Annotated in this window: 17 protein-coding genes; 10 read left to right on the top strand and 7 right to left on the bottom strand. The window is 70.3% G+C overall.

What is annotated here, in order from left to right:
* The first annotated feature begins 23 nt into the window (after positions 1-23).
* On the top strand, positions 24-1,601 hold the full coding sequence (locus tag STROP_RS07285; protein ID WP_026275033.1) for an SMP-30/gluconolactonase/LRE family protein: 1,578 nt from the start codon (positions 24-26) through the stop codon (positions 1,599-1,601).
* Positions 1,602-1,644: 43 nt separating this feature from the next.
* Here STROP_RS07285 and lexA read toward each other — a convergent pair whose 3' ends face one another.
* Positions 1,645-2,430 carry a transcriptional repressor LexA gene (gene lexA, locus STROP_RS07290; RefSeq protein WP_011905349.1) on the bottom strand — a complete coding sequence of 262 codons (786 nt, stop codon included), beginning with the start codon at positions 2,428-2,430 and terminating at the stop codon, positions 1,645-1,647.
* A gap of 560 nt (positions 2,431-2,990) precedes the next feature.
* On the opposite strand from lexA, the gene nrdR reads away from it, so the two are divergent.
* The 5 genes from nrdR (at position 2,991) to STROP_RS07315 (ending at position 8,463) form a co-directional block, all read left to right on the top strand.
* The gene (gene nrdR, locus STROP_RS07295) at positions 2,991-3,455 is read left to right on the top strand and encodes a transcriptional regulator NrdR (protein WP_011905350.1); all 465 of its coding nucleotides are present in this window, start codon (positions 2,991-2,993) and stop codon (positions 3,453-3,455) included.
* Positions 3,456-3,590: 135 nt separating this feature from the next.
* The gene (locus STROP_RS07300) at positions 3,591-6,482 is read left to right on the top strand and encodes a vitamin B12-dependent ribonucleotide reductase (RefSeq protein WP_011905351.1); all 2,892 of its coding nucleotides are present in this window, start codon (positions 3,591-3,593) and stop codon (positions 6,480-6,482) included.
* Between the two features lie 149 nt (positions 6,483-6,631).
* Entirely contained in the window at positions 6,632-7,186 is a 555-nt protein-coding gene (locus STROP_RS07305) for a hypothetical protein (protein WP_011905352.1), read from the top strand.
* Positions 7,187-7,271: 85 nt separating this feature from the next.
* Entirely contained in the window at positions 7,272-8,207 is a 936-nt protein-coding gene (locus STROP_RS07310; RefSeq protein WP_018830419.1) for a DUF2332 domain-containing protein, read from the top strand.
* Between the two features lie 16 nt (positions 8,208-8,223).
* A complete protein-coding gene (locus tag STROP_RS07315; protein ID WP_018830420.1) occupies positions 8,224-8,463 on the top strand; it encodes a DUF5522 domain-containing protein in 240 nt (79 codons plus the stop codon).
* 61 nt (positions 8,464-8,524) lie between these two features.
* Here STROP_RS07315 and STROP_RS07320 read toward each other — a convergent pair whose 3' ends face one another.
* On the bottom strand, positions 8,525-9,223 hold the full coding sequence (locus tag STROP_RS07320) for an iron-dependent transcriptional repressor DtxR (RefSeq protein WP_011905354.1): 699 nt from the start codon (positions 9,221-9,223) through the stop codon (positions 8,525-8,527).
* Between the two features lie 342 nt (positions 9,224-9,565).
* Between STROP_RS07320 and bla the strand changes: the two genes are divergently transcribed.
* A complete protein-coding gene (gene bla / locus STROP_RS07325; RefSeq protein ID WP_011905355.1) occupies positions 9,566-10,483 on the top strand; it encodes a class A beta-lactamase in 918 nt (305 codons plus the stop codon).
* Positions 10,484-10,485: 2 nt separating this feature from the next.
* On the opposite strand, the gene STROP_RS07330 is transcribed toward bla, so the two are convergent.
* Positions 10,486-11,406, bottom strand: coding sequence for a serine hydrolase (locus STROP_RS07330; RefSeq protein ID WP_011905356.1), 921 nt, complete (start codon positions 11,404-11,406; stop codon positions 10,486-10,488).
* Positions 11,403-12,335: a LysR family transcriptional regulator gene (locus STROP_RS07335; RefSeq protein WP_011905357.1), complete on the bottom strand. Its 933-nt coding sequence runs from the start codon at positions 12,333-12,335 to the stop codon at positions 11,403-11,405. The genes STROP_RS07330 and STROP_RS07335 overlap by 4 nt, the downstream gene beginning before the upstream one ends.
* Before the next feature lie 40 nt (positions 12,336-12,375).
* Between STROP_RS07335 and STROP_RS07340 the strand changes: the two genes are divergently transcribed.
* From STROP_RS07340 to STROP_RS07350, 3 genes are all read left to right on the top strand, one after another.
* Positions 12,376-13,242, top strand: a complete 867-nt coding sequence (locus STROP_RS07340) for a sulfurtransferase (RefSeq protein WP_011905358.1) — start codon at positions 12,376-12,378, stop codon at positions 13,240-13,242.
* A gap of 119 nt (positions 13,243-13,361) precedes the next feature.
* Positions 13,362-14,543 (top strand): acetoin utilization protein AcuC, encoded by a 1,182-nt coding sequence (locus tag STROP_RS07345; RefSeq protein ID WP_011905359.1) that lies wholly within the window; start codon positions 13,362-13,364, stop codon positions 14,541-14,543.
* A gap of 28 nt (positions 14,544-14,571) precedes the next feature.
* Positions 14,572-17,229, top strand: coding sequence for a bifunctional acetate--CoA ligase family protein/GNAT family N-acetyltransferase (locus STROP_RS07350; protein ID WP_187151613.1), 2,658 nt, complete (start codon positions 14,572-14,574; stop codon positions 17,227-17,229).
* Positions 17,230-17,287: 58 nt separating this feature from the next.
* Here STROP_RS07350 and STROP_RS07355 read toward each other — a convergent pair whose 3' ends face one another.
* The 3 genes from STROP_RS07355 to STROP_RS07365 all read right to left on the bottom strand — a co-directional run bounded on the left by STROP_RS07355 (position 17,288) and on the right by STROP_RS07365 (position 23,229).
* Complete coding sequence (locus STROP_RS07355) at positions 17,288-18,286, bottom strand: sigma-70 family RNA polymerase sigma factor (RefSeq protein ID WP_011905361.1); 999 nt, start codon at positions 18,284-18,286, stop codon at positions 17,288-17,290.
* Positions 18,287-18,421: 135 nt separating this feature from the next.
* Complete coding sequence (locus STROP_RS07360; protein ID WP_011905362.1) at positions 18,422-19,402, bottom strand: helix-turn-helix domain-containing protein; 981 nt, start codon at positions 19,400-19,402, stop codon at positions 18,422-18,424.
* A 134-nt stretch (positions 19,403-19,536) separates the two neighbouring features.
* Positions 19,537-23,229, bottom strand: coding sequence for a S8 family serine peptidase (locus tag STROP_RS07365; RefSeq protein WP_011905363.1), 3,693 nt, complete (start codon positions 23,227-23,229; stop codon positions 19,537-19,539).
* Positions 23,230-23,376 lie beyond the last annotated feature (147 nt).

Below are 23,376 nucleotides of genomic sequence, written 5' to 3' on the forward strand. Positions count from 1 at the left end.
CACCGGCATGCGACACTAAACGGATGCGTCGCTTTCTCGCCCTGATCACGGGTGCCCTCAGCCTGCTGGGGGCAGTCGCGGTAGCCATCGGTGTAGTCCTGGTCGTGGTGCCGTCGCCGGCTGCGGCGGAGGGGCAGAAGCGTTGCACCGTCACCGACGACCGGCTGCGGGAGCTGTCCGGGCTGGTGGCCACCGAAACCGGCTACATCGTGATCAACGACGGCACCGACGTGGAGAGTCACAAGCGGGTCTTCTTCCTGGACGCCGACTGCGAGGTCGTCGGGGAACCGGTCCGCTACTCCGTCGGCGGCCCGCTGGACACCGAGGACCTGGCGTTGTCGCCGGACGGAGAGACCCTCTGGATCGCCGACACCGGCGACAACGTGACCGGTGACCGTCGTGAGCGGGTGGCGGTGTGGAGCATGCCGGTGAGCGGTGACGAAAGGCCGGTTCTGCACCGCCTCGCCTACCCGGACGGCGAGCCGCGGGACGCCGAGGCCCTGGTTATCGACGATGACGGCGTCCCGGTGATCGTTACCAAGGTCGCTCTCGGCAAGGCCGAGATCTTCACCGTTGATGGTGAGCTACCCAGTGGCGACACCGAACCGGGGAAGATGAAAAAGCTCGGCGAGGTGGAGCTGCCGACGACCGAGACCGAGAACGCGTTCGGGTCGGCCGGGCGTACGGCGATCACCGGTGCCGCCCGCTCACCGGATGGCGGTCGGGTGGTGCTGCGTACCTATGCGGATGCCTTCGAGTACGACGTTGCCGACGGCGACCTTGTGACGGCGCTGACGACGACGGAACCGCGGGTGACTCCGCTCGCGGATCCGTTTGGTGAGGCGATCGCCTACACCCCGGACGGCACGACCTTTCTGACCGTTTCCGACGGCGGCACCCTCGACGCCGGCGAGCCGATCGACGTCCTGTCGTACGCGCCGACGCCGAGGTCGGAGTCAGCCTCGGAGGCGAACGCCGACGGATCGGAGGAGTCGACGGCCTCCTGGTTCGACAGCCTCTCGACGCAGGAGACCGCGTACCTGGTCATCGCCGCTGTGGGCTTGATCGGTGTGGGACTGGTCGGGGTCGGCGTGACGGGCGTCGTGCGAGCCCGGCGGCGACCGGTCAAGCGCACGGGTGCCGGCGGGTCAGCCGGTGACGACGGTTCACGCGGCTCCACCGACCGTCCCCGCGGCGCTGTCTACGGCGGCGGACCGGCCGCCGGGGCCCACGGGGCGCGTCGGGAGCCGGGCCATGCGGCAGCTCCGGCCGACAACGGTGGGTATGGCGGTGGCCGCCCGGGGGAGGGGGGCCGTCCCGCTGCCGGTGTCTACGGCCGGCGGCCTGCCGGTGGTGCTGGTGGGCCCCGTCCTGCTGCTGGTGGCCAGGACTCTGGCGGCGGTCGTGCGGCCGATGGGGGCCGTGGCGGCGGCGTGTATGGCGGTGGTGGCGTGCACGGCGGTGGTCGTGCCCAGCCACCGCGCCGCGACCGCGGTGGGGCAGCTCCGCGCGATGGTCGGCGCCGCGAGTCCGGTTCCGGCCCGGGCGGGCCCGGGCCGGAGTCAGGCGGTGGTTTCGGCCGCCATGGCGGCCGCTACTGATCCGGGCCGTACGGCGGCCGCTACGGGACGCGGCCGCCACTGGTCAGATACGGCGGAGTACCGTGACGACCCGGCCCATGATGGTGGCATCGTCGCCCGCTATCGGGTCGAAGGCCGGGTTCTGCGGCATCAGCCAGACGTGTCCGTCTCGCCGTCGGTAGGTCTTCACCGTCGCCTCGCCGTCCAGCATGGCGGCCACGATGTCGCCGGATTCGGCGGTGGGTTGCTGTCGGACGACGACCCAGTCGCCGTCGCAGATCGCCGCGTCCAGCATCGAGTCGCCCTTGACCTGGAGCATGAAGACCTCCCCCTCGCCGACCAACTCGCGGGGGAGCGGGAAGATGTCTTCGATGGCCTGTTCGGCGAGAATCGGACCGCCGGCGGCGATCCGGCCCAGCATCGGCACATAGGCCGGGGCCGGCCGCTGTGCGAGTGCGGCCTCGTCGTCGAGGGCGTCGCCGGGGGGCCGGACGTCGACGGCGCGCGGCCGGTTTGGGTCGCGGCGCAGAAAGCCCTTCTTCTCCAGCTCCTTGAGCTGGTAGGCAACGCTGGAGGGTGAGACCAGCCCGACGGCCTCACCGATCTCGCGCACGCTCGGTGGGTAGCCGTGTTGCTCGACCCAGGTGCGAATGAACTCCAGGATCCGACGCTGCCGGGCGGTGAGGTCGACGGTCGCCGGTTCCGGGTATGCGCTGACGACGGGGGTGACCGGACGCACAGCGGGCGAACCGGTACGGCTCCGCGCGGTACGTCGACGGCGGGTGCTCGCCGTGCCCGCCTCGGTGATCTCCTGCGGGCTCTTCGGCCGGTTGGTCCGGTCCTCGGTCACGTCCGTCCTCCCTGGTCGGCGCTTAGGTGCCCCGTCGCTCGTGGTGTTGGCTCGCGGCGCAAGCCGTCGTGAGCCGGTCGTCCCTGACCGTATAGGCGAGATCAGCCTTCTTCAAACATCTGTACGACCTTGGCCGGCGTGTCGGGTGGTTCTCGCCTGGGCCGCACTCCATGTTCTGGTAAATAGTACGGGGGATCGTACTTATGTTCTAATTTCGCTCGCGAGGGTGGTTGGCCCAAGCCGCCCGTAGCGATTCGGGGGTGAACGGGGTTGGAGTTCTCGGTGGCGCTGGTGCGGGCCGAGCAGGCGGGGTGATCCAGGTCGCTTGGTGACGCGCCGGACAGGCTCGCCAACTTGACCACAGTTCTCGGGCGGCATACGGTCAACCCCTAGATGTAGTAGTCGTTGGGCATTAGCTGCCTATAGGTTGGGTCTGACTACGGACCGCACTTCCTCCGCCAGCACGGCGAAGACCGTCGAAAGGACGGCTCCGCCGTGGTGACGTGTGTCCGGGGTGCGGCCCGGTTCGGCCCCACGGCCGATGAAGGAGGTCGGGCTCCATGCGGTGTCCGTACTGCCGCCACCCCGACTCCCGGGTCGTCGACTCTCGGGAAGCCGACGACGGCCAGCTGATCCGTCGACGGCGGTCCTGCCCGGAGTGCGGCAAACGGTTTACCACGGTGGAGGAGGCGATTCTCGCGGTCGTCAAACGTAGCGGGGTCACCGAACCCTTCAGCCGCACGAAGATTATTGGCGGGGTGCGCAAGGCGTGTCAGGGCCGGCCGGTTGACGACGACTCCGTCGCCCTGCTGGCGCAGAAGGTCGAGGAGACCGTGCGGGCCAAGGGCGCTGCCGAGCTCCCCAGCCATGAGGTGGGGCTGGCCATTCTGGGGCCGCTGCGGGACCTGGACGAGGTGGCCTACCTCCGGTTTGCCAGCGTCTACCGGTCGTTCGAGTCACTCGCCGACTTCGAGCGGGAGATCGAGACGTTGCGGACCGCGGCCCAGGCCCGCGAGGGAGGCTGAGGCGGTCGGGACAGCTGCCCGCTCCAGGACAGGGCCGCGTGTGAGACGCGGACGGGTTTGACGGTAGGGCCGCGTGTGAGACGCGGACGGGTTTGACGGTAAGGCCGCGCGTGGGGCGCGGACGAGGGCGATGAGATGCCGGGGGACGGTGTGACAACAAGCAAGTCGCGGAGCAAGGCGGGAGCGGGTCTGAAGGTCGAGCGGGTGTGGACCACGGAGGGGGTCCACCCGTACGACGAGGTGACCTGGGAGCGTCGGGACGTCGTGATGACGAACTGGCGGGACGGCTCGATCAACTTCGAGCAGCGTGGCGTGGAGTTCCCACAGGAGTGGAGCGTCAACGCGGCCAACATCGTGACCACCAAGTACTTCCGGGGTGCGGTGGGGACCCCGGAACGGGAGTGGTCGCTTCGGCAGCTGATCGACCGGGTGGTGGCCACCTACCGCACCGCCGGTGAGGAGTACGGCTACTTCGCCACCCCGAATGATGCCGAGATTTTCGCCCACGAGCTGACCTGGATGCTGCTCCACCAGGTGTTCAGCTTCAACTCGCCGGTCTGGTTCAACGTCGGCACGTCCTCGCCGCAGCAGGTCAGCGCGTGCTTCATCCTCGCCGTTGACGACTCGATGGACTCCATCCTGGACTGGTACAAGGAGGAGGGGCTGATCTTCAAGGGCGGCTCCGGCTCCGGGGTCAACCTCTCCCGGATCCGCTCCTCGAAGGAGCTGCTCTCCTCCGGCGGCACCGCCTCCGGCCCGGTCAGCTTCATGCGCGGTGCCGACGCGTCGGCCGGCACCATCAAGTCCGGCGGCGCGACCCGGCGGGCGGCCAAGATGGTCATCCTCGACGTTGACCATCCGGACATCGAGGAGTTCGTGGTCACCAAGGCGCGCGAGGAGGACAAGGTTCGCGCCCTGCGCGACGCCGGTTTCGACATGGACCTGGGCGGCGCGGACATCGTCAGCGTGCAGTACCAGAACGCCAACAACTCGGTCCGAGTCAGCGACGAGTTCATGACGGCGGTGCAGGACGGCGGCACCTTCGACCTGCGTGGCCGCCTCGACGGTACGGTGATCGACACGATTGACGCGAAGTCGTTGTTCCGGACCATCTCCCAGGCCGCCTGGGAGTGCGCCGACCCGGGGCTCCAGTACGACGACACCATCAACGACTGGCACACCTGCCCGGAGACCGGGCGGATCACCGCGTCGAATCCCTGCTCGGAGTACCTGCACCTGGACAACTCCTCGTGCAACCTGGCCTCGCTCAACCTGATGCGGTTCCTCCGCGCCGACGGCGGCTTCGAGGTGGAGAAGTTCGTCCGCTCGGTCGAGCTGGTCATCACCGCGATGGACATTTCGATCTGCTTCGCCGACTTCCCCACCGAGAAGATCGGCGAGACCACTCGGGCATACCGGCAGCTCGGCATCGGGTACGCCAACCTCGGTGCGCTGCTGATGGCCTCCGGACTGCCGTACGGCTCGGACCAGGGTCGCTCGCTGGCCGCGGCGATCACCTCGCTGATGACCGGCACCGCGTACCGGCGCTCCGCCGAGCTGGCCGGCATCGTCGGCGCGTACGACGGCTACGCCCGTAACGCCGAACCGCACAAGCGGGTCATGCGCAAGCACGCTGCCGCCAACGACGAGATCAAGCCCACCGGCGCCGTGGCCACGGCGGTGCAGCGGGAGGCCACCCGGCAGTGGACCCTCGGCAACAAGGTCGGCGACCGGAACGGCTGGCGTAACTCGCAGGCCAGCGTCCTGGCGCCCACCGGCACCATCGGCCTGATGATGGACTGCGACACCACCGGCGTCGAGCCGGACCTGGCATTGGTCAAGTTCAAGAAGCTGGTCGGTGGCGGCTCGATGCAGATCGTCAACCAGACCGTGCCGCGCGCCCTGCGCAGCCTCGGCTACCCGGAGGAGCAGGTCGAGGCGATCGTCGAGTACATCGCCGAGCACGGTCACGTGGTGGACGCCCCGGGGCTCAGGCCGGAGCACTACCCGGTCTTCGACTGCGCGATGGGCGAGCGGTCCATCGCCCCGATGGGCCACGTGCGGATGATGGCGGCCGTCCAGCCGTTCATCTCCGGTGCCATCTCCAAGACGGTCAACATGCCCGAGCAGGCCACCGTCGAGGATGTCGAGAAGATCTATTTCGAGGGCTGGCGGCTCGGCCTCAAGGCGCTGGCGATCTACCGCGACAACTGCAAGGTCGGCCAGCCGCTGTCGGTGGCGAAGAAGGAGAAGGCCGCCGCTCCCGCCCCGGTGGAAGCGGCACCGGCCGCAGTCGAGAAGGTCGTGGAGAAGGTCGTCGAGTACCGACCGGTGCGGAAGCGACTGCCGAAGAAGCGCCCGTCGGAGACGATCTCCTTCTCGGTCGGCGGGGCGGAGGGCTACCTCACCTCGTCGTCGTACCCGGATGACGGCCTCGGCGAGGTCTTCCTCAAGATGTCGAAGCAGGGTTCGACGCTGGCCGGGGTGATGGATGCCTTCTCGGTGGCCATCTCCATCGGTCTCCAGCACGGTGTCCCGCTGGAGACCTATGTCAGCAAGTTCACCAACATGCGCTTCGAGCCGGCCGGAATGACCGACGACCCGGACGTGCGGATGGCGGCCTCGGTGATGGACTACATCTTCCGCCGCCTGGCCCTGGACTTCCTGCCGTACGAGCGCCGCGCGGAGCTGGGCATCTTCACCGCCAAGGAGCGGGCCGCCCAGCTCGCGGCCGAGGCGGAGGCGGAGGCGAACACGGCGGACCTCACCGCGATGGCCTCCTCCGCCCCGGTTGAGAACAGGCCAGAGGAGCCGAAGGTCGGCCCGGTCGCCCAGCCGGCCCAGGAGTTGGCCGACGTCGCGGCGGCCCAGCCGGCGCCGTCGGTCGGTTCGAGTACCGAGCTGCTGGAAGCGGTGATCGGTAAGGCTGCCGACGCACCTCTCTGCTTCACCTGCGGTACGAAGATGCGCCCGGCCGGCAGCTGCTATGTCTGCGAGGGCTGCGGCTCCACCAGCGGTTGTAGCTGACGTACGCGGCTGGTAGCGGCCCGAGTCGCCTCGGCCGCAACGCGCGGGGAGTGGTACAAGGAGAAGGGGAGCCGGGCGCGAGCGGGCTCCCCTTCCTCCTCCCCCTGCCGCGTTGGCGCAACCCGGTGGCGCGCGGTTACCCTGCGGCGATGACGGTCAGCGAGCAGGTGGAGCAGCTCGCGGCATCGCTGGCTGATCGGCTCGACGCGCTCAGCTTTACCGACCTGACCACCGACCAGGTCACGGCCCGGCTGATCGACACGGTGGCCGGCTGGGCGGGGAACCAGGGCTGGCGGGTCTACCGACGGGCGCCAAGTGTCCTGCCGTTGCCACCGCCGATGTCTGCGCGGCAGTCGGTGCTCGATGTGGCCTGTGCCCGGCCAGGCGGGCCACCGATCGTCGTCGAGGTCGACCATGGCACCCGTCGCCGTACCTGGGCGAAGCTGCTCGCCGAGGCGGATGCGGGACGCATCCCGCTGTGGGTGCGTTGGGGGCCCGGCCGGTTTGTCGCACCGCCGCCGCCGATCCTCATGGTGACCTGCGAGGTGACCGGGCGATCCGACCCAACCGGCAGCGGCCGGATGCACAGCCGTCTGCCTCGGGACGGAAGGCCGCCGCCTGCGCACTCCGCGGTGCGGGTCGGGGAGGCGGTCGCCCTCGAACTGCCGCTGGCATCCCCGGAGGCACCCGCCGCCGGCGGATGACGGTGCGGCGGTGGTGTCCCGGGTCACGCTGCCCGGCGTCCGCCGTGACGCCCCGGACAGTCCACTGTAATGCGATTATGCGGGCATGACGGCAGCCGATACCTATCGCACCTTCGCTACCCGGGAAGCGTGTGGCGTGTCACCGGCGTACGAGCGCCTGGCGCTGGCGGTGTCCGGTGACGCCGAACTGCTCGCGTTGATCGAGCGGCTTCCGCCGGCCAAGCGGCAACCGAATCTGCTCTTCGGCGTGGTTCGGCTGCTCGGTGGTCCGGTCGAGGACCCGGCGGCCTTCCACGCCTATGTCCTGGCGAACTGGCCGGCGATCGAGGCGGAGATCCGGCGTAGGGCGACCCAGACGAACGAGGCGGGGCGGTGCGCCGTCCTGCTGCCGCTGCTCGCCGCGCTACCCCAACCACTCGCACTGTTGGAGGTCGGCGCGTCGGCGGGGCTCTGTCTCTACCCCGACCGTTACGCCTACCGTTACGACCGCCAGCTCCTGGGCGACGGCCGCCCGGTCCTCGACTGCGCCCTCACCGGCACCCTGCCCCCGAGCCGGGTCCCCACCGTGGTGTGGCGGGCCGGGCTGGACCTCAATCCGCTGGACGTGACCGACGCGGACGACGTCGCGTGGCTGGACGCCCTGATCTGGCCGGAGCACGCTCACCGGCGGGCGCGGCTGCGGGCGGCGGCGAACCTGGTCGCGGCCGATCCACCGCTGCTCGTCCGCGGCGACCTGGTGGACGACCTGCCGGCGGTGGCCGCACTGGCCCCATCCGGGGCGACCCTGGTGGTGTTCCACACGACCGTCCTGTACCAGGTGCCGCAGCGCCGCCGCACCGCCTTCGTCGAGTTGGTTCGTGGGCTGCCCGGCAACTGGATCGCCGCGGAGTCGTCGCGAACGCTGTCCTACGACGGATTGCCCGACCCACCCGGTGCCGGCTTCAACAATGTGCTCGCGCTCGACGGCAAGCCACTGGCGTGGGCCCAGGCGCACGGGCAGGCAGCGGCCTGGTTCGGTTAGCCCTACACTGCCCGGCGTGGGTGGCGAGCGACGACCGTTGGCGAATCGGCCGTTGACCGAGCCGCATCCGTCTCGACTGCCGCCCGAGGACCCGCAACGGGAGCGGATCTGCGCCGCCCACGCCGCCGCTCTGGCGGCTGGGGAGGCCGGCTACCCCGACCCGACCACCGGCCTGTTCGTGCTTACCGCCGGTTTCCTCGCCCGCCGGGGTACCTGCTGCGGTCGCGGCTGCCGCCACTGCCCGTACCTCGACTGAACACACTCAGCCGGGTGGAGTGGCCGTGCCGGCGCGGCGCGTGGTTGCCCGGCAGCCGCGGTCAGCCGGCGGCGACGAAGACGCGGGAGGCCACCTCGCGGGGGAGGCGGACGCGGTCGCCGTAGCGGTCGATCGACACGCCGTCCCGCTCCTGAGCGACCGTCACCGTGGCACCCGGATCGACCCCGGCGGCGTGCAGCTGGCGTAACACATCCGAGTTGGTTTGCAGGCTTTCGCAGATCCGTCGGACCACGACCGTGCCGGAGAGGCCGGGGAACGCCAGGTTGCGTTCGCCCTCGGCGGGCTCGGCAGCGGAGGGGCCTGCTGAGCCCAGCGCCTCCAGCCCGGGGATCGGGTTGCCGTACGGCGACCGGGTCGGGCGGTTGAGCAGGTCATAGACCCGTTGTTCGACGGCGTCGCTCATGACGTGCTCCCACCGGCAGGCCTCCTCGTGGGCCTCCTCGTAGGGCATTCCGATCACGTTGACCAGCAGGAGCTCCGCCAGCCGATGTTTACGCATCACGGAGACCGCCGCGTCGCGGCCGGCGTCGGTGAGCGTCAGGTGCCGGTCGCCCTCCACGGTGAGCAGGCCGTCCCGCTCCATCCGGGCGACGGTCTGGCTGACGGTGGGGCCGCTCTGGCGCAGCCGCTCGGCGATGCGGGCACGAAGCGGCGGCACACCCTCCTCCTCGAGCTCGAGGATGGTCCGCAGGTACATCTCGGTCGTGTCGACCAGTGAGTGCGCGATGATCTCAATCACCCGTTAGCGAGAAACAAATCGGACGGCAAGTGTCTCACGCAGAACCCCAGTCATCCACGTGACCCACTCCAACAGATTGTGGTCAACTCTGGCGCTGACGGGTCCGATCTGGTGTTTCGTCGCCCCTCGGCACGTGTTCGACGAATCACCTGTATCGGAGCCGGTGTCCCGCATTGGTGGATCCAGGCCAACCGACGCGCTCGACGCCGACCGCTCCTATGCCAGATCAGCATGAACCTCACGGCTTCCGTCTTCGACGGCATCCCCAACCCCCTGTCAGGGTCGAGTCCGGCCCGGGCGGCATCCTCCGCGGTCGGGGCCACCAACAGGTAGGGAGTCACGATGACGATTTCGACACACCGTGTGGTGGCCGCGGTGACCGCGGCGACGGCACTCATCGCGCTGTCCGGGTGCGTCACCGCGGATGCGGCCGAGGATCGGGCGCGCGGCCGTGAGGTGACCGTCGGTGCATCAGCCGTAGTGGACCTGGACCACGAGTTCCGGCAGTTGGAGAAGAGGTTCGACGCACGGCTGGGGATCTACGCGATCGACACCGGCACCGGACGAACGGTGCGGTACCAGGCCGACGAGCGGTTCGCCTACGCCTCGACCTTCAAGGCGCTGGCCGCCGCCGAGGTCCTCGACGAGACCACCGACGCCGAACTGGAGCAGGTCGTGCGGTACTCGGCAGACGACCTGGTGGACTACTCGCCGATCACCGAGCAGCACGTCGCCGAGGGCATGACGCTGCGGGCCATCGCCGAGGCTGCCGTTCGCTACAGCGACAACACCGCCGGCAACCTGTTGCTGGACCACCTCGGTGGGCCGGAGCGGTTCGAGAAGGAACTGAAGGGAATCGGTGACACGGTCACCGACGCGGCTCGATACGAGACCGACCTCAACGAGGCGACACCGGGCGATCCGCGAGACACCAGCACCGCCCGAGCCCTCACCGAGGACCTACGGGAGTACGCCGTCGACGACGCCCTCGAACCCGGGGACCGCGACACCCTCAACGGGTGGCTGCGCGGCAACACCACCGGCGGGGAGCTGATCCGCGCCGGTGTCCCCGACGGCTGGGTTGTGGGGGACAAGTCCGGCGCGGCCGGGTACGGCACTCGTAACGACATCGCGGTGATCTGGCCACCGGATCGTGCGCCGATCGTCCTCGCCGTGCTGTCCAGCCGGGATGAGCAGGACGCCAGCTACGACAACGCCCTCATCGCCCAGGCCACGGAGGTGGTGATCGCCCAGCTGTGAACCTAACCCCACCACGGCGGGGTGCCCGTTCGCAGGTAGCCGTGCAGCACCCGCGCGACATGTGCCATGGTCGCCTCGCTGCCCGGCTGCGCGACGGCGGGTACGCGGGAGGCGGTCAACGCGGCGACCGCGTACGACTGCCCGTCGGCGTGGTCCACCACTCCCACCTCGTGCCGCAGGTGTAGCAGCGTGCCGGTCTTCGAGGACCAGCGCGAGGCGTCGGAGGTGAAGTCGGGTGCGAGTCGCTGCCGGAGCACGTTGTCGGCCATCAGGTCGCGTACCCGGGCTGCGGTGGCCTCGTCGATCGCCGTGGGTCGCCAGACGGCGTGCAGCAGGTCGACGAAGGCCCGAGCTGACCCGGCATTGGCGCGGGTGACGTCGAGCTGCGCGACCGGGTGACCGTGCCCAGCGGTCGCGGCGCCGATGGCGAGAGCCTGAGCCAGGTGTGCCTCATCCGGTCGGAGCCGTTCCGCCGGAGTGTCGGTGAGGTCGCTGATCCGGTGCCGCACGGCGATGCCCTCGAGGTGGAGTCGCCGCAGCTCGGCGGCGACCGCGGCCGGTGGGGTCAGGTCGAACAGGGCGTCGGCGGCGACCCCGTCGCTGATGGCGATGCTCAGGTAGAGCAGGTCGTCCAGGGCGACCCGGGCGGGGTGGCGGAACCGGCTCAGTCCGGTGGTACCCGGTGTGGTGATCCGGCCGGGCGCGATGTCGACCGGCGTCGCCAGGTTGAGCTCACCGCGCGCCGCCCGTTCCAGGACAGCCACTGCCAGCGGCACCTTCACCAGCGATGCCGCGGGATAGGGGACGTCCGTGTCGAGGCCGATCTCGTCGCCGGTGTCGAGGTTGCGGACGAGGAACGCTCCGTGCAGCCCCGCCTCCTCGAGTAGTTCGCGCGCGTTGCGCAGCACGGCGGAGACGCTCACCTCGGCTCCCCTGCCGGCGGCATGTCCGATTGTCGGCCTCCGGATGATTCCCGGGGGCCGACGTGGGCGCCCAGGCAGCGGGCGATGTCCGGGTGGAGGACAGCGCGCAGCTGTTCGAGGTCCTCGCGCGCGCCGGCGGCGATGTCGTAGCCGCGGTGGAGCCCGAGGTCAGCCAGGGTGCACCAGTGCAGCCCGAAGTCCTCGGCCTGCTGAGGTGAACAGAGCAGCAGGTCAGGGGAGCTGAGGGCTTGGGCGGCGGCATCGACAAGGGACGGTGTGACCGCCACCTGGGTCAGTGCCAGACCGACGGACTGGCCGGCCCGGGTCAGCGGGTCCCGCAGGTGTGCGACGTCGTCCTCGGGTTGGATGAGGATCCGCCGTCGTGCCTGCGCGCCGGTACGGCCGGTGCGCAGGGTCTCCAGGAACACCAGCTGCGCGGGGAAGGGGGTCCGGGAGGCCAGCCCGAGCGGCACCCGCCATACCGCCATCTCGGCCGGAACCGCGACGATCCCGGCGCTGACCTCGAGAGTCCGGCAGAGTCGTTCGCGCCCTGCCGGGTCGGCCGGCCGTACCTCCAGGTGGATCCGCTGCCGCCGGCCGGCGGCCACCAGGGCGGCCAGACGGTTGGGTGGGCAGCTGTCGGGTACGGCGATTCGCAGCGGGCGCAACCGAGCCCGCTCGGCGTCCTCGGTCATGGCGTCGGCGAGGTCGACCAGGCGGCGTGCCGTGCGCAGCATGTCCTGCCCGAATGGTGTCAACCGGACCGCCCGGGACGACCGGTCGAAGAGCCGGGCGCCGAAGTGTTCTTCCAGGGTGGCGATGCGTCGGCTGGCCACCGACTGCGGGATTCCCGCCGCGGCCGCACCGGAGGTGAAGCTGCCGTGGCCGCTGACGGCTACGAAGGCCCGGCAGGCGGCGACCACGTCCACCCGCGGATTCTATGCGAGTGGATGGTGTTGACTGGGCGCCATGTCCGCTACCGAAAGCCTGTTGGTCGAGGTAGACCAGCTCGCCGCCGAAATGCACGGTGACGATCCGCCGACCCTGCTTGACGTCCGCTGGCGCCTGACCGGCCCGCCCGGGCGCGACGACTACGCCGCCGGGCACCTGCCCGGAGCGGTCTTCGTCGACCTGGACACCGAACTGTGCGGCCCGCCCGGTGCTGCCGGCCGGCATCCGCTGCCCGACCCCGCCATCCTCCAGGCCGCGCTCCGAGCCGCCGGCGTCCGGGCCGGCCACCCGGTCGTGGTCTACGACGGCGGGGACGGCATGTCCGCGGCCCGCGCCTGGTGGACGCTGCGCTGGGCCGGCCACCGGCAGGTACGCCTACTGCACGGCGGTCACTCCACCTGGGTCGCGGCGGGGCTGCCCACCTCCACCGAGCTACCCACACCGCGCCCCGGTGACGTCGAGGTGCGCACCGGTTCCCTGCCGGTGCTGGTCGCGGCCGAGGCCGCCCGGCTGGCAGCGGCCGAGGAGGGGACGCTGGTCGACGTCCGGGCCGCGCCCCGATTCCGGGGGGAGACCGAGCCGGTCGATCCGGTTGCCGGACATGTGCCGGGTGCGGTCAACCTGCCGGCACCGGAGTACGTGACCGAGGGCCGCTTCCCCACGGCCGACGTGCTGCGAGAGCGGTTCGCCGCTGCCGGAGTGGAAGCGGCCGAGCCGATCGGGGTCTACTGCGGCTCCGGCGTGACCGCCGCACAGGCCGTCGTCGCCCTGCATCTGGCCGGTCGCCCGGACGTCGCCCTCTACGTCGGTTCCTGGAGCAACTGGGTCGCCGACCCGTCCCGCCCCGTCGCGGTGGCACAGAAGCCCGGGGCAGCCCCGGCCTGACCCCACGCCACCGGTGGTCACCACGTCTCGCCGGTACCTGTTGCCCACGTCGCGCCGACACCGGCGGCGTGGGCAACGCGTGTGACGGCCCGGCGGAGTCCTCGTGCGACGATAGGCCAATGCCGGACGACACAGTGGTGGTGTGGGACGAGAACCTGCTCTCCTACAACCTCGGCGACCACCCCCTCGACCCGGTGCGGGTCGAGCTGACCGTCGCGCTCGCCCGAGAGCTGGGTGTGCTCGGGCGTTCCGGGGTGCGGCTGGTCGAGCCGAAGCCCGTCGACGACGAACTGCTCACCCGGGTGCACGACCCGGCTTACCTGGAAGCCGTGCGAAACGCCCCGCAGGATCCGTTCTTCACCGGGTTCGGGCTGGGTACCCCGGACAATCCGGTCTTTCCGCGGATGCACGAGGCCAGCGCGTTGGTCACCGGGGCCACCGTCGCGGCCGCCGAGGCCGTCTGGCGGGGCACGGCACGTCGGGCGGTCAACGTGGCGGGTGGGCTGCACCACGCGATGCCCGCGCGGGCCGCCGGCTTCTGCGTCTACAACGATCCGGCCGTGGGCATCGCCCGCCTGCTCGACCTGGGCGCGCGTCGGGTCGCCTACGTCGATGTGGACGTTCACCACGGCGACGGGGTGCAACAGGTCTTCTGGGATGATCCGCGGGTGCTCACGGTGAGCCTGCACGAGACTCCACTCGCGCTCTTTCCGGGCACCGGGTTCCCCGACGAGACCGGCGGTGCGCAGGCCCAGGGAACCGCGGTCAACGTGCCGCTGCCACCCGGGATCGAGGACGTTGGCTGGCAGCGGGCGTTCCACGCGATCGTGCCGTCGGTGCTGCGCGCGTTCCAGCCGGAGATCCTGGTGACCCAGTGTGGCGCGGACGCGCATCGGCTCGACCCTCTCGCTGACCTGCGCCTGTCGGTTGACGGGCAGCGTGCCACCTACATCGCTTTGCGGGCGCTCGCCGATGAGCTCTGTGCAGGTCGCTGGGTCGCCACCGGCGGCGGGGGATACGCGCTGGTCGAGGTCGTGCCCCGGGCCTGGACCCACCTACTCGCGGTGGCCACCGGTGAACCGCTCGCGCCGGCCACGCTCTGTCCGCCCGCCTGGCGCGAGCTCGCCCAGGCCCGCCGTCCGGGGCAGGAGGTGCCGTTGCGAATGACCGACGAGGTCAACCCGTCGTACGAGCCGTGGCAGCCTTCCGGGGAGCCGAACTCGGTGGACCGGGCCATCGTGGCCGCGCGCAAGGCGGTGTTCCCGCTGCTCGGGCTCGACCCGTACGACCCGCGCGACTAGGGCCGTGTCGAGTCCCCGTCCGGTCGCGCTGACCTTCGACGACACCGGCGCGACGGCGGCCGGGAGGAAGGACGCTCGCGTGACCACAGGTGAACAGCCAGTGGATGTGCTGCTCAGCGATGGCACCACCGTCGGGCTACGGCCGATCCGGCCAGCGGACGGACCGGGCATCGTCGCCATGCACTCGCGTTTCTCCGAGCGCACCCGCTACCTGCGCTACTTCTCGCCGTATCCCCGTATTCCGGAGCGCGACCTGCGGCGGTTCGTCAACGTCGACCACCACGACCGGGAGGCGTTCGTCGTGCTGGCCAGCGACCAGATCGTCGCGGTCGGCCGGTACGAGCGGCTGGGTCCAGCCGCCACCGAAGCCGAGGTCGCCTTCGTGGTCGAGGATGCCTACCAGGGCCGGGGGATCGGATCGGTGCTGCTGGAACACCTCGCCGACGCGGCCCGACGGGTCGGCATTCCGACCTTCGTGGCGGAGGTGCTGCCGGCCAACAACGCGATGCTCCGGGTCTTCGCCGACTTCGGGTACCAGGTGCGGCGTCAGTTCGCCGACGGCGTCGTACACCTGAGTTTTCCGATCGCGCCGACCGAGGCGACCCTCGAGGTGCAGCGGGGCCGCGAGCACCGCACCGAGGCCCGCTCGGTCGCCCGGCTGCTCGCGCCCCGGGGGGTCGCCTTCTACGGGGCCAGTGCCACCGGGCAGGGCGTCGGGGCAGCGGTGCTGGGGCACTTACGCGACTACGGGTTCACCGGTGCGGTGGTCCCGGTGCACCCGAGCGCGCGGATGGTGGCCGGGCTGCCCGCGTACCCGTCGGCCGCTGAGGCGGGCCTGCCGGTCGACCTGGCGGTGGTGGCGGTGCCGCCGGCGGCGATGGAGACGGTCGTCGCCGACGCGGCCGGCGCCGGGGCGCACGGCCTGGTGGTGATCAGTGCGGGCTTCGCCGAGGCGGGGGTTGACGGCGCGGTCGCGCAGCGCCGGCTGGTTCGGGCGGCGCACGCGGCGGGCATGCGGATCATCGGCCCGAACTGTTTGGGGATGGCGAACACCAGCACCGAGGTACGCCTGAACGCCACGCTGGCCCCGCGGCTGCCGATCCCCGGTCGGGTTGGTCTGTTCAGCCAGTCCGGTGCGTTCGGGGTGGCCCTGCTGGCCGAGGTGGAGCGGCGGGGGCTGGGGCTGTCCAGCTTCGTGTCGGCCGGGAACCGGGCCGACGTCTCCGGCAACGACCTGTTGCAGTACTGGCAGGACGACCCGAGCACCGACGTGATCCTGCTGTACCTGGAGACCTTTGGTAATCCCCGCAAATTCGCCCGACTGGCCCGGGGCATCGGACGGGAGAAGCCGATCGTCGCGCTGGCGCCGTCGGCCCACGCCTTCGATCTCGGCCCCTTGACGGGCCTGGATGAGGTCACGGCCGGTATGGGTGCGGCGGGCCCCAGTGCGGCGGGCCCGGACGAGGCCGCGGTCAGCGCGCTCTTCGCCCAGTCCGGGGTGATTCGAGTGGATACCGTCGCCGAGCTGCTCGATGTCGGCGTGCTGCTGGCCAACCAGCCGCTGCCCGCCGGGGACCGGGTGGGGGTCGTCGGTAACTCCTCGGCGTTGACCGGGCTGGCCGCCTCCGCCGCCGCGGCGGCGGGGCTCACCGTCGCCGACGGCTACCCCCGCGATGTCGGGCCAGACGCCGGGGCGGCCGACTTCGCCACCGCTCTCGGCGCCGCCGTGGCCGACGACGGGGTGGACGCGCTGGTGGCGGTCTTCGCCCCACCGCTGCCGGGCCAGCTACCCGACGCCGAGGCCGACTTCACCTCGGCGCTACCCGCGGTGCTCGCCGGCGGCAAGCCCACCGTGGCGACGTTCCTGGCCGGACGCGCCCCCTCCGGCGTGCCCGCGTACCCGAGCGTGGAGGAGGCGGTGCGTGCCCTGGGGCGGGTGACCGCGTACGCCGGATGGCTACGTCGCCCCACCGGCGCGCACCCTGAACTGTCAGACGTGGACCGGCACGCGGCCCAGGCGGCGCTGCGGCCGGAGACGTTCGACCCGGCCGGGCTGCTCGCCGCGTACGGGATCAACGTGGTCGAGTCGGTGCTGGTGGCCTCGGAGCGGGAGGCCGTCGAGGCGGCGCGAAAGCTAGGCTACCCGGTGGCGATGAAGGCCGCCGCCCCCGGCCTGCGGCACCGGCTGGACCTTGGCGCGGTCCGCCTTCACCTGCCCGACAAGGCGCGGGTACGACGCTCGTACACCAGGATGGCGGCGGAGTTCGGTGCGGAGGTCCTGGTCCAGCCGATGGTTCCGCCCGGAGTGGCCTGTGTGGTGGAGCTGGTGGAGGACCCGGCGTTCGGGCCGGTGGTCGGCTTCGGCGTGGGGGGTGTCGCCACGGAGCTGCTTGGTGACCGGGCCTGGCGGGCGATACCGCTGACCGACCGCGACGCTGCGGAACTGGTTGACGAGCCCCGTGCGGCCCCACTGCTGCGGGGGCATCGTGGGGCGGCGCCAGTGGACCGGAAGGCCCTGGCCGAGTTGCTGCTGCGGGTCGGGCGGCTCGCCGACGAGCAGCCCCGAGCCCGCACCCTGACGCTGAACCCGGTGCTGGCCCGGCCGGACGGCTTGTCGGTGCTGCACGCCAACGTACGGCTCGGCTCCGCTGCCGTGCGCCCGGACACCGGCCCTCGCCGCCTGTGACGCGAGTCCGATCCCGGCCAGGGCTGGGAGTGGACGGCTCAGACGTCGGCCGTGCTGGTCAGCAGGCGTACGCCTCCAACCGCTGTGCCCGCTCCGGGGCGCGTAGCTTGTGCAGTGTCCCCTTCTCGATCTGGCGGATCCGCTCTCGGGACAGGCCGAATTCCCGACCGACCTCGTCCAGGGTGCGTTGCCGCCCGTCGTCCAGACCGAACCGGAGCCGGATCACCGCCTGCTCCCGCTGGGAGAGGGTGGCGAGCACACCGCACATCTCCTGGCGCAACTCGCCACCGCTGACGGTGTCGTCGGTCCCGGCCGTCGAGTCCACCGCGGCGACGAAGTCGCCGAGCGGGCTCTCGCCGTCTTCGCCGACGGTCTGGTCCAGGCTGACCGGTTCACGGTCGTAGGAGATCAGCTCGATCACCTGGATTTCCGGGATGTCCAGCGTCCGCGCCACCTCCGCGACCGTGGGCTCGCGGCCCAGCGAGACCGACAGCTCGCGCCGGGTCCGCACCATGCGGTTGACCTGCTCGACCATGTGTACCGGGATGCGGATGGTGCGGGCCTGGTCGGCCATGGCGCGGGTAATGGCCTGGCGGATCCACCAGGTGGCGTAGGTGGAGAACTTGTAGCCCTTGGTGTAGTCGAACTTCTCGACCGCGCGGATCAGGCCGAGGTTGCCCTCCTGGATCAGGTCGAGGAAGGCCATCCCACGGCCGGTGTAGCGCTTGGCGATGCTGACGACCAGGCGAAGGTTCGCCTCCAGCAGGTGATCCTTGGCGGCGCGCCCCTCGGCGGCGACGAGCTCCAGGTCGGCGCGGAGCGCGACGGAGACCGGCGTGCAGGTGGCTAACTTGGTCGCGGCGAAGAGCCCGGCCTCGATCCGGCGGGACAGTTCGACCTCCTGGGCGGCGGTCAGCAGTTTCGTCCTGCCGATGCCCTGGAGGTAGGCCCGGACCAGATCGGTGGAGACACCGCGCTCGTCAGTGGCATCCAGATCGGTGAGGGTGTCGGCGCCGCTGGTGGGGCGCATCCCGTGATCCATCATCTGCAGAGCCATCTTTCGTCTCTCCCCGTATCCACGTCTGTGCCGTGAACCGGCGCGGTTCCGCCGGTTGACAGTTAGCTTGGTGTGCAGGGCGTGAAACGGGAGTGAGGCGCAATCCCGCCGGGGCCGGATTCGGGGTGCTCGTGGTCACACCCAGCCTTCTCGTGCGGCGTACCAACCAAGCTGCATTCGGGACGCTGCCCCGGCGAGGTCCATCAGGTGGCGCAGACGCCGTTGCAGGGTACGCAGCGACAGGCCGAGCTGGCTGGCCACGACCGGGTCGGTGAGCCCGGCCAAGAGCAGGGTCAGGATCTGGCGGTCCAGTTCCGTCGGGGTGTCGACGTCGCCGTCGGAGTCCTCGCTCAGCGTGCTCGCCGCCGACAGGGTCAGCGGGTGGGCGTCCCGCCACACGGCTTCGAACAGCGCGTCCATCGCGGTCAGCAGGCCGGTGCGATGCAGTAGTACCGCACCGGGCTCACCCTCGGCTATGGCCGCTAACGGGACCAGCGCCAGCGCGGCATCAGCGAGGATCAGCTTGATCGGTAGGGACTCTGTCACCCGTATCTGCACACCGTCGCGGAGGGACTCCAGGGTCTCCGCGACCACGCCTGGCTCGGCCAGCGCCGGCCGGTCAATCACCACCCGGAACCGTACGCCCTGTCGCACCGCGACCGACTCCACCGTGTTGCTGCCCGGCGGTACGGCGACGAAGGGGGCGGTGACGAAGCTGCGAACCTCCCGCTGGGCGGCGTGCTGCACCTGGGCGAAGCGGTGGCGGACGGCGTCGACCCCGGTGACCAGCTCAATCAGTTCTCCGATGGTGCGCCCCGCGGTCGCCCCGCGATACTCCTCCGCGAGTGTGACGAGGGCCAACTCCGCGGCGCGCAGTGCGGACTGCTGCTCGCCGATCAGCGCCCCGAGCGCGACCGCGGGCGGTGCCACCAAGAACGCTTCGTCGGAGCCCTGCTTCGTCAGGCCGCGGTCGGTGAGGCGGGACAGCGCCGCCGCCACGGTCGAGAGGGGCATCCGCAGCGCGTCGGCAAGTTCGACGGGGTCGGCCTGACCTCTCCGGACGAGTAGGTGGTAGACCGCCTCGTCGTCGGGGCTGAATCCCAACACGCCCAGCATGAGTGGCTGCCTCCCTCGGCCCGCTGCGGCCTGGGCATGAGCCACCCGGATGCACCTGGAACGGTCGTCCGCGCTGGCCAGGGGCCCCGGCGGGGTCCCCGGACGATACCGGTCCGGGGACCCCGCCGGCCACTTCATCGCAGGCCGTAGGCGCGGATGATTTCCTGTCGGATGGCGAAGCCGGTGTCGGTTTGCGCGGCGGCGCGGAGGGCGATGAAGCCGTCACGGTTCTTGGGCAGTGTCAGGGTGCCGGTGTGGCGGTCGTTGTCACCCGGGGTGAGGGTGACTGGTTGCCAGGTGGTGCCGTCGTCGTAGGAGACCTCGAGCTCCACCGCGGTGATGGTGCCGGTGCCGGAGCCGCCGGGCTGTGGTCCGGCGGTGATGCTGATCTGTTGGCGGGAGCCGGCTTTGACGTCGCCCCGCAGGTCGGTCTCCAACTCGTAGCCGAGCTGGAGCAGGGTGAGCGGTTCGGGGGCGCCGTCGGCGTCGTTGGTGCTGGAGATGAAGTCCCACTCGGTGTGGGTACGGGTGGACAGCCGCCACTCGTCGGCCGGGCGTGACGCGTCCAGCACCAGCCGGTACGGCAGCGTCTCGGCCGGCACCTCCTTGTTGGGCAGATAGGAGTAACTGGTGTTCTCGTACAGGAGTGTGTCGCCCTGGTAGAGCTTCATGTTCATCGGCACCGAGCCGTACCTGATGCTTCCGCCGTGTTCGAGCTGGGTGCCCGACGCGCTCCAGGCCTGCACGTTGAGGGTCATGTAGTCCTGGTATCGGCTGTTGCCGACGCTGTACCCGCGGCCGAAGGCGGGTCGGACGGCGGGCGCGAACCAGTCCTGTCGGGTGGTCGTGCCCTTGGCGTACGTGTTGATGAACGCCCGGTCCTCCCAGTCGCCCTGTTGATGACTTTCGTGCCAGTCCGTGTCCGGGGTGACCCACTCGGTCCGGGTGCCGGGGTGCCACTCTGACTCGGAGCTCCCCAGCGCGGGGATGAAGGTCAGGTCGTAGCGGTAGCCGGAACCTTCGGTGTCCTGGACGGCGTGGTAGCGGTTGTCGATGCGGGCCAGGTCGTGGTGGCTGGGGTGGTAGGTGAGGGGTTGGTCCGGCACCTGCTCTGACCAGGACTGGGTCAGGTCGTAGATGGTGTCGGGGTATTTCTCCTGGCTGACTTTCAGCGGCAGCGTCCCGAATTCGGCCAGTTTGGCCAGTAGCTTTCCGATGTCACGGTGGATGCTGGCGACGGGGATGGGCGATTCGCCGACGTACTCGTAGAGGACTCCGGGGTTGTCGTTGACGACCAGGAGTAGTTCGGCTCCGGCGGCAGCTGCGGCGGCGGCCCGGTCGGGTGCGCTGACCTCGTCGCTGCGGGTTACCACGGCGATCCTGCCGTCGACGTCAAGGTCGGTGTAGTCCTTGGGTGCGCCGGTGCCGGCGTAGACGGGGCGTAGCCACTGTTTGCCGGTGGTGATGGTGCTGCCGGGTTGGACCACGGCGTCGATGGGGAGCAGGCCGAGGGCGCGCAGGCTCAGGACCGGCTCACCCTTGCGCCACCGAGCCCCCATGGTGAACGAACTCTCGGTGCCCTTCTCGGTCGGCAGGACATACAGGTCGTCATACCAGATCGGAACTCTGTAGGCAGAACGGAAACTGTCAACGCCGGCAAAGTCGACGGCGTAGTTGAGAGTGCGCTGTCGGTCCTCTGTGCGTCGAGGAGCGGTGGTGTCGAGGAGTCGGGCCTTGCGGGCATCCAGTGTTACCTCGGCCGGCTTGTCCAGCACGGTCTCCGGGGCGACCAGCAGGGCGAGGCCGAGGGAGTCAGCCCGTTCACCCGGAACGTCTACCGTCGTCTCGACGGTGTAGGTCCCAGGTGAGAGGCGCAAGATCCGTTCACCATCGACGTCGAGGTACCAGGGGAACAGCTCGCCGGCCTTCTTCACCGCGACACGTGAGTTGGTGGGCTGGCCGTTGTGGTCGCGGATCTTGATGGTGAGGTCGTAGCGTTCGTCCTCGTTGACAAGGCCGAGTGCGGTCCGGGTGATGGCTTCGCCGGTGGTGGGGTTGGTGCCCGTGAGGTAGCCGGTGTGTTCGCCGATGCCGGCTGCGTGTGGGTCACCGGTGACTGGGATGTTCACCTGGCCTTCGGCTGGGATGGTGATGGTGGGGGTGTCGAGGGTGAATGCGTCGCTGCCGGTGGTGGTCAGGTTGAGGGTGACCGGGGTGGTGCTGGTGTTGGTGAAGGTGACCGGCTTGGTGACGGGGGCGTCGGTGGGGTCGTGTGGCCAGTCGAAGAAGCCGAAGAATGCGGAGCCGGTGGCCCGCGCGGTGCCGTTCACCGCTGCCGCAACATCCAGCCGTCCGGTGCCGACCTGATAGGGGGTGTAGCTGTCGCTCAGAGCCTCGGCGCTGCTCATGAGGGCGTCTTTGAGCTGGGTGTTGGTCCAGTTGGGGTGTTGTTGGGCGAGGATGGCGGCGGCTCCGGCCACGTGTGGAGCGGCCATGGAGGTGCCGTCGAGGCTTTGGTACATACCGTCGCCGGGGCTGTGTTGGGAGCGGGCGGCGTTGATGGCGACACCGGGTGCGGTGAGGTCGGGCTTGAGCGCTCCGGTCCCGGTTAGTGGTCCGACGCTGGAGAACCAGGCGAGTTGGTCCTGTTTGTCGACGGCGCCGACCGTCAGCGCACTGGCCGCGGTGCCGGGTGTGCCGATGGTCGTTCCGTTGTTGCCGGCGGCGATGACGAAGAGGGTGTCGTGCTGCGCGGAGAGGGCGTCCACGGCGAGGGTCATCGGGTCGAGGCCGTCGGTGCGGGACGAGTCGCCGAGGCTCATGTTGATGATGTCGGCGCCGGATTCGGCGGCCCACTGCATGCCGGCGATGATCCAGGAGTCGTAGCCGATGCCGTTGTTGTTGAGGACTTTGCCGATGATGAGGTCGGTTCCGGGGGCGACGCCGGTGTTGTCGTTGTTGGAGGCGGCGCCGGTGCCGGCGATGGTGGAGGCGACGTGGGTGCCGTGCCCCTGCGGGTCGGTGGGGTCTTCGTCGGGGACGAAGCTGACCGTGTCCTGGATGTGGTCGGCGAGGTCGGGGTGGGTGGGGTCGATGCCGGTGTCGAGGACGGCGACGGTGACGCCGTCGCCGTCGTAGCCGGCGTCCCAGGCTTCGGGGGCGCCGACCTGGGGGACGCTGTCGGCGAGGGTGCTGTGTACCTGGCCGTCGAGCCAGAGCTTGGTGATGCCGCTGCTTTCGCGGTTTGCGATCGAGCCGCTGGTGAGGGTGGACCAGAGGGTCCGGCTCTCCTTCTTGTCGGTGGTGAGGGAGTGGCCGTTGATGGCGGGTAGGTCGTGGACGAGGGTTGCGCCGCGTGGTGCGGTAGTGGTGCGGGCCGCTGTTTCGGGGTAGGTGGCGATCAGTGGTATTTCGGTGGTGTGGGCGTCGTCGTAGCCCATCTCGATGAGGTCGGTGACATTGAACAGCCGCTGGTCGAGTCGATCGTCGGCCAGTAGGGGTTTGGCTTCGTCGGGCAGGACGTAGAGGTCGTCGCCGTGTTGCTGGACGCTGAAGCCGCCGGTGGCGTCGTCTGGTTGGTCGACCTCGGCGATGGTCCTGCCGTCGGCGAGGGTCCGGACCGTGACAACGTCGCCAGTGACCAGTGTGACGGTCTGTGTGCCGGCGACTGTGCCGGTGGCGGGTGTGGTTGTCGGGGGCGGGCCGGCGGTCGCGGCGGTCGGACTGATCGCGGCGGCGGTAGCCGCGATCATCCCGGCTGCCGCGACCGCGGCGATCAGCCGCCGCCGCGACCCGCCAGCGGCGAAGGGTTCTGGATGGGAAGACATGGATCTAGTTCTACTGACACTGCTCGGTCAGGTGAACAGCCTTCTATCGGCGGGTAGCCGCCACGGCGCTACTCCGCCACCGTGTGACGGTGACTTCGAAGGGCCGGCGTGGCCAGTTCGGTGGCGGGTGGTCTGCGTGAGGCAGGC

Origin of the sequence: Salinispora tropica CNB-440, from assembly GCF_000016425.1 — a bacterium.
In the GTDB taxonomy this organism is placed as follows: Bacteria; Actinomycetota; Actinomycetes; order Mycobacteriales; family Micromonosporaceae; genus Micromonospora; species Micromonospora tropica.